Source organism: Rhodovulum euryhalinum, assembly GCF_004342445.1.
GTDB classification, from domain to species: domain Bacteria; phylum Pseudomonadota; class Alphaproteobacteria; order Rhodobacterales; family Rhodobacteraceae; genus Rhodovulum; species Rhodovulum euryhalinum.
The window spans coordinates 89771-101826 of the sequence record NZ_SLWW01000005.1 but is presented as its reverse complement, the minus strand read 5'-3'; the positions used below and the strand labels follow the sequence as shown (position 1 = coordinate 101826).

12 protein-coding genes are annotated in these 12056 nt (G+C 68.6%); 4 read left to right on the top strand and 8 right to left on the bottom strand.

Translation table 11 applies throughout. From position 1 onward, the window contains the following. Window positions 1-19 precede the first annotated feature (19 nt). Both EV655_RS07565 and EV655_RS07560 read right to left on the bottom strand, forming a co-directional pair. Window positions 20-2542 carry an ABC transporter permease gene (locus EV655_RS07565; RefSeq protein ID WP_132543441.1) on the bottom strand — a complete coding sequence of 841 codons (2523 nt, stop codon included), beginning with the start codon at window positions 2540-2542 and terminating at the stop codon, window positions 20-22. After that, entirely contained in the window at window positions 2539-3234 is a 696-nt protein-coding gene (locus EV655_RS07560; protein ID WP_132543439.1) for an ABC transporter ATP-binding protein, read from the bottom strand. The genes EV655_RS07565 and EV655_RS07560 overlap by 4 nt, the downstream gene beginning before the upstream one ends. Here EV655_RS07560 and EV655_RS07555 point away from each other — a divergent pair. Both EV655_RS07555 and EV655_RS07550 read left to right on the top strand, forming a co-directional pair. Next, on the top strand, window positions 3233-3931 hold the full coding sequence (locus EV655_RS07555; RefSeq protein ID WP_132543437.1) for an arylesterase: 699 nt from the start codon (window positions 3233-3235) through the stop codon (window positions 3929-3931). The genes EV655_RS07560 and EV655_RS07555 overlap by 2 nt on opposite strands. 96 nt (window positions 3932-4027) lie before the next feature. Continuing rightward, window positions 4028-5014: a magnesium transporter gene (locus EV655_RS07550; protein WP_132543435.1), complete on the top strand. Its 987-nt coding sequence runs from the start codon at window positions 4028-4030 to the stop codon at window positions 5012-5014. A 12-nt stretch (window positions 5015-5026) separates the two neighbouring features. On the opposite strand, the gene EV655_RS07545 is transcribed toward EV655_RS07550, so the two are convergent. After that, window positions 5027-5395 carry a hypothetical protein gene (locus EV655_RS07545; protein ID WP_132543433.1) on the bottom strand — a complete coding sequence of 123 codons (369 nt, stop codon included), beginning with the start codon at window positions 5393-5395 and terminating at the stop codon, window positions 5027-5029. A gap of 248 nt (window positions 5396-5643) precedes the next feature. After that, complete coding sequence (hemC, locus tag EV655_RS07540; RefSeq protein WP_132543431.1) at window positions 5644-6588, bottom strand: hydroxymethylbilane synthase; 945 nt, start codon at window positions 6586-6588, stop codon at window positions 5644-5646. Between the two features lie 104 nt (window positions 6589-6692). Between hemC and hemE the strand changes: the two genes are divergently transcribed. Then, on the top strand, window positions 6693-7724 hold the full coding sequence (gene hemE, locus EV655_RS07535; protein ID WP_132543429.1) for a uroporphyrinogen decarboxylase: 1032 nt from the start codon (window positions 6693-6695) through the stop codon (window positions 7722-7724). 107 nt (window positions 7725-7831) lie between these two features. Here hemE and hemF read toward each other — a convergent pair whose 3' ends face one another. Continuing rightward, the gene (gene hemF / locus EV655_RS07530; RefSeq protein WP_132543427.1) at window positions 7832-8725 is read right to left on the bottom strand and encodes an oxygen-dependent coproporphyrinogen oxidase; all 894 of its coding nucleotides are present in this window, start codon (window positions 8723-8725) and stop codon (window positions 7832-7834) included. Window positions 8726-8845: 120 nt separating this feature from the next. Between hemF and EV655_RS07525 the strand changes: the two genes are divergently transcribed. Beyond that, window positions 8846-9238 carry a hypothetical protein gene (locus EV655_RS07525; RefSeq protein WP_132543426.1) on the top strand — a complete coding sequence of 131 codons (393 nt, stop codon included), beginning with the start codon at window positions 8846-8848 and terminating at the stop codon, window positions 9236-9238. Window positions 9239-9822: 584 nt separating this feature from the next. Here the strand turns inward: EV655_RS07525 and EV655_RS07520 are convergent. Genes EV655_RS07520 through clpS form a run of 3 tightly spaced genes read right to left on the bottom strand, consistent with a single transcriptional unit; the run spans window position 9823 to window position 12020 of the window. Then, the gene (locus EV655_RS07520) at window positions 9823-10632 is read right to left on the bottom strand and encodes an SDR family NAD(P)-dependent oxidoreductase (protein WP_132543424.1); all 810 of its coding nucleotides are present in this window, start codon (window positions 10630-10632) and stop codon (window positions 9823-9825) included. Window positions 10633-10672: 40 nt separating this feature from the next. Then, entirely contained in the window at window positions 10673-11683 is a 1011-nt protein-coding gene (locus tag EV655_RS07515) for a class I SAM-dependent methyltransferase (protein WP_132543422.1), read from the bottom strand. Between the two features lie 16 nt (window positions 11684-11699). Next, on the bottom strand, window positions 11700-12020 hold the full coding sequence (clpS, locus tag EV655_RS07510) for an ATP-dependent Clp protease adapter ClpS (RefSeq protein ID WP_132543737.1): 321 nt from the start codon (window positions 12018-12020) through the stop codon (window positions 11700-11702). Window positions 12021-12056: the final 36 nt, after the last annotated feature.

Below are 12056 nucleotides of genomic sequence, written 5' to 3'. Positions count from 1 at the left end.
CAAGCCCCGGGAGTGCATCCTATTCCCTTGCGCGCAATACCCGGGCGGGGCGTGCCGCAAGCGGCCGCCAGGCGAAGGCGAGCCCGGCCAGAAGCGTCGCCGCAGCCCCGCCCAGCACGATGGCCAGCGCCGAGACCGGCTCGAATTCGTAGCCGCCCATCATCACGAATTCCATCACCGCCCAGCCCGCGACCCCGCCCGCGACGATGGCGACCGTGCCCGCCGCCGCCCCCAGCATCGCCGATCGCAGCGCGAAATAGGCCAGCACCTGGCCCCGCACCGCGCCCACGGTCTTCAGCACCGCCGATTCGAAGACCCGTGTCCGTTCGCCCGCCGCCGCAGCACCGATCAGCACGATGACGCCGGTCACCAGCGTCGCCGATGCGCCATAGGCGATCGCCGCGGCCAGCGAGGACAGCACCTCGGCCACGCGGTCCACCGCGTCGCGCACCCTGATCGCGGTGATGTTCGGATAGGCCTCGGCAAGGTCGCGCAGGATCGCCGCCTCGGCCTCAGGCTCGGCATAGACCGTCGCAATATGGGTATGCGGGGCCCCCATCAGCGCCGCGGGGTTCATCGTCACCACAAAGCCGATGCCCGCGGTCGAGAAATCGACCTCGCGAAAGCTGGTGACGGTCGCAGTGATGTCGCGCCCGAGGATGTTCACGGTGACCGCATCGCCAAGCTTCAACCCGATCTCCCCGGCCTCCTCGTCGGCAAAGCTCATCACCGGGGGGCCGTCATAATCGGCGGGCCACCATGCGCCGGCGTTCACGATGGTCCCCTCGGGTGGCGTCGCGGCATAGGTCACGCCGCGGTCGCCGCGGATCACCCAGTGATCGCCCGCAACCTCCTTGGCCGGCCGGTCGTTGATCCGGGTGATGACGCCCCGCAGCATCGGCGCGGTCTCGACCTTGCTGACGCCCGGATCGCCGGTCAGCCGCGCGAGAAAGCCGTCCAGCTGGTCGGGCTGGATGTCGACCACGAAATACGAAGGGGCGCGCTCGGGCAGTTCCTGCTGGATCGCGCTGCGCAGGTTGGCGTCGATCTGGCCGATCGCGGCCAGGATCGACAGGCCCAGCCCCAGCGACAGAACCACCGACACGGTCTCGCCCCCCGGGCCGCCCACCGCGCCCAGCGCCAGACGCAACGCCGTTCGCCCGCGCACCGCCCGCGCCCGGGCAAGCCGTCGCGCCAGGCGCCTGAGCCCCACTGCGGCCAGCGCCAACAGGCCCAGCGCCGCAACGATCCCGAAAGCCGCCCAGAGCGCCAGTTGTGGCACCCCCGAGAACCACGCCGCGATCCAGATCAGGGCCGCCGCAAGAGCGACGGTCACCCCCATGTAGACCGGCCGCGGCCAGGCCCGGACCTGCCCCGAGGCATCGCGGAAGAGCGCAGCCGCGCGCACTTCCTCGGTCCGCGCCAGCGGCCAGAGCGTGAACAGCAACGCCGTGAGAACACCATACAGCGCCGCCTCGGCCAAGGGGCCGGGATGGAGCGACACCTGGACCGGCACGGGCAGTTGCGCCTGGATGAACGGGGCCGCCACCATCGGCGCAAGCGCCCCAAGCGCCAGGCCCAGCACGATCCCCAGCCCAGCCAGCGTCCCGATCTGCATCAGGTAGGCAAGAAGGATCGTCCGCCCCTCGGCGCCCAGCGTCTTGAGGATCGCGATGACCTCGGTCTTGCCGTCGAGATAGGCCCGCACCGCCGCCGACACGCCCACGCCCCCGACGGCCAACCCCGCAAGGCCCACCAGCACCAGGAACGATCCCATACGGTCCACGAATCGCGTCATGCCCGGCGCCCCGTTCCGCGCGTCGCGCCAGCGCATGCCCTTGTCGGCAAAGCGGGCATCGGCCCTGGTTTCCAGCGCGGCCATGTCCGACCCCACGGGCAGCGCCAGACGGTATTTCGTCTCGTAAAGCGTACCAGGCGCCAGCAGACCCGACCCCTCGAGCGCCGCGGTTCTCAGGATCAGCCGCGGGCCAAGGCCGAAACCGTCGCCTGCCCCGTCCGGCTCGCGCAGCAGCACGGCGCTGAGCGTGTAATCCGCCGTGCCCAGCCGGAACCGGTCGCCCGGGCGCAGCCCCAGCCGGTCGGCCAGGACCCGTTCCATCACCGCGCCGTCGCCCGCAAGCGCGGTGTCCAGCGGCATCGGGGGGTCCAGTTCCACCGTGCCGTACAACGGATAGGCGCCGTCCACGCCCTTGACCTGGGTCAGGCCGCGTTCCGTCACCCCATCGCGTTCGACCACGACCATCGAGCGGAAATCGACGATCTCCGAGACACGGGTCGCCACATCCTCCATCCAGGCGCGCTCGTCCGGTTCGGCATAGCGGTAGGTCAGCGACATCTCGGCGTCGCCGCCCAGAAGCACCGCGCCCTCGCGCTTGAGCCCACCCTCGATGCTCTGGCGCACCGACCCCACGGCGGCGATCGCCGCCACGCCCAGCGCGAGGCAGGCGAGGAAGACGTAAAAGCCCCGCAGCCCGCCGCGCAACTCGCGCCGGGCGATCCGGGCCGCGACGGCCAGCGTCATTCCGCCGCCCTCCTGAGTTCATCGCTCGCGATCCGCCCGTCCGCGAGCCGCACCACCCGGTCGCAGCGCGCAGCAAGGTCTGGCGCATGCGTCACCAGCACCAGCGTCGCGCCATGCCGGTCGCGCAGGCCGAACAGCAGGTCCATGATCGCGGCCCCGTTCGCCCCGTCCAGGTTCCCCGTGGGCTCGTCCGCCAGCAGGACATGCGGCCGCGGCGCGGCGGCACGGGCCAGCGCCACGCGCTGCTGCTCGCCGCCCGACATCTGGCTGGGGTAGTGGTCCATCCGCGGGCCAAGCCCCACGGCGCGCAGTTCCTCGGCGGCGCGGTCAAAGGCATCGCGATGGCCCGCAAGTTCCAGCGGCGTCGCGACGTTTTCCAGCGCCGTCATCGTCGGGATCAGGTGGAAAGACTGGAACACAACGCCCATATGCTGCCTGCGGAACCGGGCGAGCTGGTCCTCGTTCATCGCGGTCAGATCATGGCCCAGCGCCGTGACCCGGCCCGAGGTGGCGCGCTCCAGCCCGCCCATCAGCATGAGGAGAGAGGACTTGCCCGACCCCGACGGCCCGACCAGCCCCAGCGTCTCGCCCCGGTGCACATCCAGCGTGATCCCGTGCAGGATCTCGACGGGACCGGCATTTCCGGCGAGGGTCAGTGTGACATCGGCGAGGGAGAGGATCGAATCTGCCATGAAGGGCCTTCTGAGCATGCGGGTTGCCCTTGCATATGGGGCGCGGACCCGCGCGCTCAAGCTTGCGGTGGCCATGGTTCTGGCCGTCGCTCCCGGCGGGGCGCTGGCCGAAGAGGTCACGATCGCCGCATTGGGCGACAGCCTGACCCAGGGCTACGGCCTGCCCCAGGGTGAAGGCTTCGTGCCCCAGCTTGAGGCGTGGCTGCGGGCGCAGGGTGCCGAGGTGACGGTGCTGAACGCGGGCGTTTCGGGCGACACCACGGCCGGGGGGCTTTCGCGCGTTGCTTGGACGCTGACGCCAGAGGTCGACGCGATGATCGTGGCGCTGGGCGGCAACGACCTGTTGCGCGGCATCGACCCGGCCGCCTCGCGCGCCAATCTGGCGGGCATCCTCAAGGCGGCGCAAGAGGCCGGGGTCGAGGTGATGCTGGTGGGGCTGAGCGCGCCCGGAAACTACGGCCCCGACTTCAAGTCCGCCTTCGATGCGATGTATCCCGAACTGGCTGCGGAATACGGGGCAATGCATTTTGAAAGCTTTCTCAAGGGATTGACAGACCTTCCCGACCGCGGCGCGGCAATGCGCGACTACATGCAGGAGGACGGCATCCACCCCTCGGCCAAGGGCGTGTCGCTGATCGTCGAGGCGATGGGGCCCACCGTGCTGGATCTGGTCTCGCGGGTGACGGCGGCGCATTGAACCAGAGCCCACGGACGCGCCAATTTCACTGGGCCGTACGCTGCGGCTGGCCTAGGGATAGGGGCCAGATGCCGAACGCCAGAAGACGGGGGCGCCATGAATACCCAACCTGACGCGCAGGATTTCCAGCACAAGGACACCGCAGGCGCACACCTGGTTCGCGCCATTCCGACCGCCCGGCCCGAGACCCCGGTCAGCGAGGTGATCACCCAGCTTTCGGGACAGATCTTCGACTGTGCGGACACGGTCTTCGTGACCGATGCGGCAGGCCGGCTCGAAGGAATTGTCCGGATCAACGATCTGCTCGCCCACGGCACGCGCACCGTCGCCGAGATCATGGAGCCAGAGCACGAGGCGGTGAGCCGCGGGGCGGATCAGGAGGATATCGCGAAACTGGCGATCCGGCTGAACATGATCGTCGTTCCGGTGGTGGATGACGCGGGCCGCCTGATCGGTGCCGTGCCACCCGAGGCGCTGTTCCGAATCCTGCGGGACGAACACATGGAAGACCTTCAGCGGCTGGCCGGCATCGGCGCCCATCACGCGGGCCCGGATGCCGCGCTGGACGCCCCGATCCGCAACCGCCTTGCGCGGCGCCTGCCCTGGCTGGTCTTCGGGCTGCTTGCCTCCACCCTGGTCACGCTGGTGATGGTGCGCTTCGAAGAGACCTTGGCATCACATGTCACGGTCGCCTTCTTCGTGCCGGCACTGGTCTATATCGCTGGCGCGATCGGCTCGCAGGCGGTTTCGGTCGCGGTGCGCGGCCTGGCGACGCATGACGTGTCGATCAGCGCCCTGTTGCGCGACGAGATCGTGATCGGGCTTGGCATCGGGGCGGCGCTGGGGGTGCTTTCCGGTCTGGGCGTCCTGATCGGGTTTGGCGATGCACGGCTGTCGCTTGCGGTCGGGCTGGCGGTTCTCTGCGGGGGCGCCATTTCATCCCTTGTGGGCTTCGCGCTGCCATGGGTGTTCCAGCGGCTGGGTTCGGACCCGGCACTTGGCAGCGGGCCGATCTGTACCGTGATCCAGGACGCCTCGAGCCTGCTGATCTATTTCGCGGCCGTCAGCCTGCTGATTCTCTAGCCGAGCCGCCCCCTACCACCGCAAACCATGGCGCAGCGTGGCGCAGATCCCGGCATGGATGTTGCGGGACGCGATGGCATCGCCGATCCGGCAGAGCAGGACGCGCCCCGCCGGATTGCCCCAAGGGAACGGGTTGGAATGGCCGATGAGCGTCCCGCAGTCGATGGACCCGAGGGTGATGCTGTCGGCCTTGAGGCCGTGACAGAGGTCGCCGAGGGTGGCCGTGCCATGCTCGACCTCGGGCGCCAGCGCCGGCGCGTGTTCAGCCTCGGTCCCGATGTTTTGACGGATCTCGACGCGCAGCCGGTCAAGTTCCGCCAGTTGCCAGTCGACGATCCCGGCCATCTCGCGGCGGCGCGGGCCGACGATCAACCGCTTCATCTGCCCGGTGGGGCGTTTCAGTCTTCGGGATCTCGTGTGGAATCAGCCCTGCCGCCTGCATCCGCTGCGCCACCGCCGGGTCGTCGGCCAAGATCCGCTGATGCCCCGGCCCTCCATCGCCTTGGCGAAAGCGCGGTGGGCGGGGTCGTGCAGGGCGGTTGGCGCCAGAAACGACAGCGCCGGACCGGGAAGGCCCCGGACCGGCGCTGAAGGATCGCAACTGGCCACACGGACCGGCGCAAATGGTCTCAATCCCAGTCGAAAAAGCCTTCGCCAGCCTGGGCGCGCAGGTCCTTGCCCAGCTTCCAGCCCATCTCGGCGGCGTCCTCGATCGGCGCGCGCGCCTCGCCCTTGATGCTTTCGCTGCCATCGGGGCGCAGGATCTCGCCGCGCAGCCAGATCGTGCCGCCCTCGTGCTGCGCAAGCCCGCCGATCGGCGTCTCGCAGGACCCGTCCAGCGCAGCGAGGAAGGACCGTTCGGCGGCCATCTGCTCGCCCGTCGCCTTGTGGTGCAGCGCAGCCACCATATGCGCGGCCTGCGCGTCGTCCTTGCGCCTTTCGATGCCGATAGCGCCCTGGGCCACGGCAGGCAGCATCTCCTCTGCCTCGATGGCCGATTGCGCGACGTGCTGCATGTTCAGCCGGTTCAGCCCCGCCATGGCGAGGAAGCTGGCCACCGCCACGCCGTCCTCCAGCTTCTTCAGCCGCGTCTGCACATTGCCGCGGAACTCGACCACCTGAAGGTCGGGGCGGCGGTTCAACAGCTGCGCCTTGCGCCGCAGCGAAGAGGTGCCGACCACGGCCCCCTCTCCCAGATCGGCAATCCCCTTGACGGAATGTGAGATGAAGGCGTCGCGGAAATCCTCGCGCGGCAGGAACGTGTCCAGCACCAGCCCCTCGGGCTGTTCAATGCCCATGTCCTTGGTCGAGTGCACCGCAATGTCGATGCGGCCCTCGATCATGGCCTCCTCGATCTCCTTGGTGAAGAGCCCCTTGCCGCCGATCTCCTTCAGCGCCCGGTCCAGCACCCGGTCGGCGATGGTCTGGATCACCACGATCTCGAACGCCTCCTCGGGCAGATCGAAGGCCGCCATCAGCAGCGCACGGGTTTCATGGGCCTGGGCCAGCGCCAGCGGAGAGCCGCGGGTGCCGATCTTGAGGGGTGAAGCGGGGGAAGGAAGTGTGATAGCCATGCGCCAAACCTCTAATCGCGTCACGTCGTCCTGACAACTCGGCCCGACTTGACATGCTGACGCAAGCAGGGGACGACAGGCCGCACCAATAAACGGGGAAGACGATGGCGGAAACCAAAAAACTACTTCGGTCGCTGGCGGGTGAAACGCTGGACGTGCCGCCCGTATGGCTGATGCGCCAGGCGGGCCGCTACCTGCCCGAATACCGGGCCACGCGGGCCGAGGCGGGGGATTTCCTGTCGCTGTGCTACAATTCCGACCTCGCCGCCGAGGTGACGCTGCAACCGATCCGCCGCTACGGCTTCGACGCCGCCATCCTGTTTGCCGACATCCTGCTGCTGCCCCAGGCGCTGGGCGCCGAGCTGTGGTTCGAAACCGGCGAGGGGCCACGGCTGTCCACGATCACCGGGGCCGAGGGGCTCAAGGCGCTCAAGGGCAAGGACGACATCCACGACCACATGGCGCCGGTCTATGAAACGGTGCGAATCCTGGCGCGCGAACTGCCGAAGGAAACCACGCTGATCGGATTCGCGGGCGCGCCCTGGACGGTGGCGACCTACATGATCGCGGGCCGCGGCACGCCCGACCAGGCCCCCGCCCATGCGCTGAAGGCCGGGGATCGCGCGACGTTCGAGGCGCTGATCGACCTGCTGACCGAGTCGACCATCGAATACCTGTCCAAGCAGGTCGAGGCCGGCGCCGAGGTGGTCAAGATCTTCGACAGCTGGGCCGGTTCGCTGAAAGGCGAGGATTTCACCCGCTACGCGCTGGAACCCGCCCGCCGGATCATCGCCGCGCTCAAGCAGCGTCACCCGGGCCTGCCCTGCATCGCCTTCCCGCGCGAGGCGGGCGAGAACTACATCGGCTTCGCCAGGGCGACCGGCGCCGACTGCGTGGCGCTGGACAACTCGGTCGATGCCGACTGGGCGGCGGCGAAGGTGCAGGTCGACGGCTGCGTGCAGGGCAACATGGCGCCCGACCTGATGGTCACCGGCGGCCAGGCGCTGATCGACGAGACAAAGCGCATCAAGGCCGCGTTCTCCAAGGGGCCGCATATCTTCAATCTCGGCCACGGCATCACGCCGGATGCCGACCCCGAGAACGTGCATGTCATGCTCGAGGCGCTGCGGGGCTGACACCCGGCCGCGTTTCGCCAGCCAACACGCCGCACAACCCCGCCCCGGAGCGATCCTCCGGGGCGTTGCCATTCCACCGGTCCCGATGTGACGGGGCGCCCGCGCCCCTACGGCCAGCTTGCAAGCGGCGGCATGGTCATCAGCACCGCCTCGGGGTCATGGCCGGTTTCCAGACCGAATCTCGTGCCGCGGTCGTAGAGCAGGTTGTATTCCGCATAAAGCCCCCGATGGGCCAGCTGCGCCGCCCGGTCCGCGTCGGTCCAGGGCGTATCCCGGCGCCGTTCCACCAGCGGCAGAAAGGCCGGCAGGAACGCCCGGCCCACATCCTGGGTAAAGGCGAAGTCCACCTCCCAGTCGCCCGTGTTCAGGTCGTCGAAGAAGATGCCGCCCACGCCCCTGGCCCGGCCGCGATGCGGCACGTAGAAATATTCGTCCGCCCAGGCCTTGAAGCGCGGGTAGTGATCCGGATCGTGACGATCGCACCGCTCCTTCAGCACGCCGTGAAACGCCGCCGTATCCTCGTCATAGGGCAGGCAGGGATTGAGATCGGTCCCGCCCCCGAACCACCAGCCATGCGGCGTCCAGAACATCCGGGTGTTCAGGTGCACCGCCGGTGTGTGCGGGTTCTGCATGTGTGCCACCAGGCTGATCCCCGACGCCCAGAAGCGCGGGTCGTCCTCCATGCCGGGAAAGTCCTTGCGCGCGGCCATCGCGGCGCGGGCCCGCGGGTTCAGCTTGCCGTAGACGGTCGAGACCGCCACGCCCATCTTCTCGAACACCCGGCCGCCGCGCAGGATGCTCTTGTGCCCGCCACCCGCGTCCGACCCGTCCTCGGACTGGCGCCGGGTCTCGGTCACCTCGAAGCGGCCCGCAGGCACATCCCTGAACGGGCCGGTGGTCTGCGCATCTTCCAGCGCCTCGAAGGCGGCCACGATCTCGTCGCGCAGCGCCCGGAACCAGGCCGCGGCCCGCGTCTTGTGCTCGTCGAAATGCTCGGTCATGTCGCGTCTCCCCTGCTGGCGATTGCCTAGCAGCTTTGCGCCCGCCGCGCCACCATGCCACGGGCTTTGGAATGCGGGCAGGCGCGCCTATCATGGCGGAAGGAGGAGAGGAATCGCCCGATGCGCACACTCGCCCTGATCTGCCTTGTGACGCTTGCCGCCTGTGCCACACCGCGCCAGGCCTGCGAGCGAAACGCGCTCTACGACCTGCGGATGATCGACCTGTTGATCCGCGAGACCGAGCAGACGATCGCGCGCGGCTATGCACTTGAACGCGAACCCTACCGGCGCAGTTCACTCGAGCTTTGCTATGCCAACCGCGTGGGCCACGATGGCGGGGTCGGCTTCGTCTGGTGCAACCGCCCCGAAATCGGCTTCCGCGAACGCCCGGTCGCGGTGGACCTGCGCGCCGAACGTGCGGCGCTGGCCGAGCTCAAGTCGAAACGCAAGGACGTGGCCCGTACCGCCGCGCGGGCACTTTCGGCCTGCGCGGCGCGCTATCCCCAGCCGTAAGCACGCCGAGGCGTACAGTCTGGGACGCGCCTGTCCTTCGGGCTGCCCCCAGACATTTCCGAGCCAACGTAACCGCGATCTTCCTCTTGGCGGAAATGCTCCGGGGGGTCGCGGGGGGCAGCGCCCCCGCGCGGGTCGCCCCGGCGTCAGCCAGGGCGAAACCCATGAGCGGCGGCAGGAGGTTTTTGACAACCTGGGATTTTCGCGACTTTGGAAATCAATAGGTTAGCGGGTGGCGCGTTGCAGGATTTTGACAGCCTAGGGGCTTTTCAGGGGCCGAACGGGCCGCCACCGGGTTGTGCGGCCTGGCCTGCTGCCGGTTTCCCCTTGAAGCACGCCCATCGGCAGGTCGCGAAGGAGGCGGCGGCCAAGGCATTCCCACCAGACCGAAGCGTCGGCCGGTCCGCAATCAACGCCTGGTGGCGGAAAAACCATCCGAGGCAGTCCGGACACTTGGGGCCGCTTCCGGTATCAAAACCCCTGTAATCCCCCTTTCAGAACCACCTGCAACTACGTAACCCGGTGGCCCGCGGATCCTTCGAAACCAAACGTCGGGTCAGAGGCTGGTCGCTCAGGCTCCGCTCCTAGTGCGCCGGCGCGTCAACCGGGTCGATCAAAGTGCGCCCGCCATCCACCGTCACGATCTGGCCGGTGACGAATTGTGCCCCGTCCGAGGCCAGGAACTGCACCGCCTCGGCAAGCTCGGCAGGTTTGGCGATGCGGCCGAGCGGCGTGTGGTCGCGGATCTCGTCGCGATACCCGGGATGGTCCTTCAGCACCCCCTGCAGGCTTGCCGACAACACCGAACCGAAGGCGACCGCGTTGACCCGGATCCGGTGGGGCGCCAGCGCCACTGCCATCGAGCGGGTCATCTGCTCGAGCGCGGCACAACTCACCGAATAGCCAAGCAGTTCGGGATGCGTGCGCCGCGCGGCGATGGAGGACAGGTTCACGATGGCGCCCGCCGACCCCTCTTCCAGCCCGTCGTCCTCGGCCTGCCGGATCATCCGCCGCGCCACGCATTGGGTCAGCCGCAGGCTGGTCATCAGGTTCTGCTGCAACAGCGAGTCGACCGCATCCTGGTCAGGGTCGAGCGGATCGGACACGACCATCTGGCGGCTTGCATTCACCAGGATGTCGATCCGGTCGAAGGCGTCGATGGTCGCCGACAACAGGTTCGCGACCGTCAGCCTCTCGCGCAGGTCACCGGCGAAATAGCGCATCGTGCCGTCACCCTCGGTATCCTTGCCACATTCGTCGACAAGCCGGTCCTCGTCGATATCAGCCAGCATCACCTTGGCGCCGCGGTCCACGAAATGCCGCGCGATGGCCAGCCCCACGCCATTCGCCGCGCCGGTCACGATGGCCGTCTTGCCTGCGATCGAGAAGGACATTCGACGCGTCTCCTGATTCGGGCGCCCAAGTTAGGCGATTTCACCGCCCGCTGCGAGCGGAGCGCCGGGGCCTTTGGCCATGCAGAACCTTGAACCCCGTATCGCCGCCGATCTCGTGGATTTCGGTGAAGAGAGCCGCGAGGTCACGTTCATAGGGCAGGTGGCGGTTCGCGACGACAAAGGCCTGCCCATGCGGGGCAAGCAGTCGGGCCGCGGCGGCAAGAAAGCTGCGGCCAAGCCCGGGATCGGCCGCGCGCGAGGCGTGGAAGGGCGGATTTGCCAGCACGATGTCGAACGGCGTACCGGACGCAAAGGTCGTGGCGTCTGCCCAGTGAAACCGGGCGCGCGGGTCGGTGACGTTGGCCCGGGCGCAGGTCAGCGCGGCGTGATCGGCCTCGACCAGGTGCATCTCGGCGATCTCCGGATGGGCGGCCAGCGTCTCGCCCGCGAGATAGCCCCAGCCCGCGCCCAGATCCGCGACGCGGCCCTTCAGTTTCGCGGGCAGCGCCGCCAGCAGCAGTGCCGAGCCCCGGTCGATCCCGTCGGCCGAGAACACGCCCGGCGCGGTGTGGTAGCGCCCCGCGATCAGCGCCCCCTCGCCCGGGCGCCAGCCGGCAAAGGCACCGGGGTCCGCCGTCACGGTGAAGACCTTGCCATGGGCCTTGGCGAAGGGTGCCGAGACATCGGCCCCCTGCCCCCGGCAGGCCTTCAGGAGACTGTCCACCCCGTCGGTCTTTTCGCCGTCGACGATCACCGGGCCGCCCCCGGTCAGCGCCAGCGCCTCGGCCATCCAGGCCCGCGCCAGCGCCTTGGCCCGCGGCACGACCAGCACAGCCGCGGCGAAATCGCCCGACGGCGCGACCGCCACATCCCAGCCCCGCCGCACCCAGGCGTCGTGATCGGGCGCAAAGCCCTGCACGATCTGCACCCGCTCCTTCGGCAACGCGGACAGATCCGCAGCCGACCCGGGGCCGAAAACGGCTATCCTGCCGGTTTCGGGCGACGCAACCGCGCCGCTTTCCAGCGCAAGGGTCAGACGGCTGTCGGACATGGGCGGGCGCGGGGCCCTATTCCTTTTCCATGGTGCATTGCAGCGGGTGCTGGTGACGGCGGGCGAAATCCATCACCTGCGCCACCTTGGTCTCGGCCACCTCGAAGCTGAACACGCCCACCACGGCAACCCCCTTCTTGTGGACGACCAGCATCAGTTCGAAGGCCTGCGCATGGGTCATCCCGAAGAATCGTTCCAGCACGTGCACGACGAATTCCATCGGCGTGTAGTCGTCGTTCAACAGCAGCACCTTGTAAAGCGGCGGCCGCTGGGTCTTGGGCTTGGTCTTGGTGATGACCCCGGTTTCGTCCGCGGGGTCGTCGCGCTTGTCGGCCATCATGCGAGGGTCGGTGGTCACGGCTGCCCGTCTCCG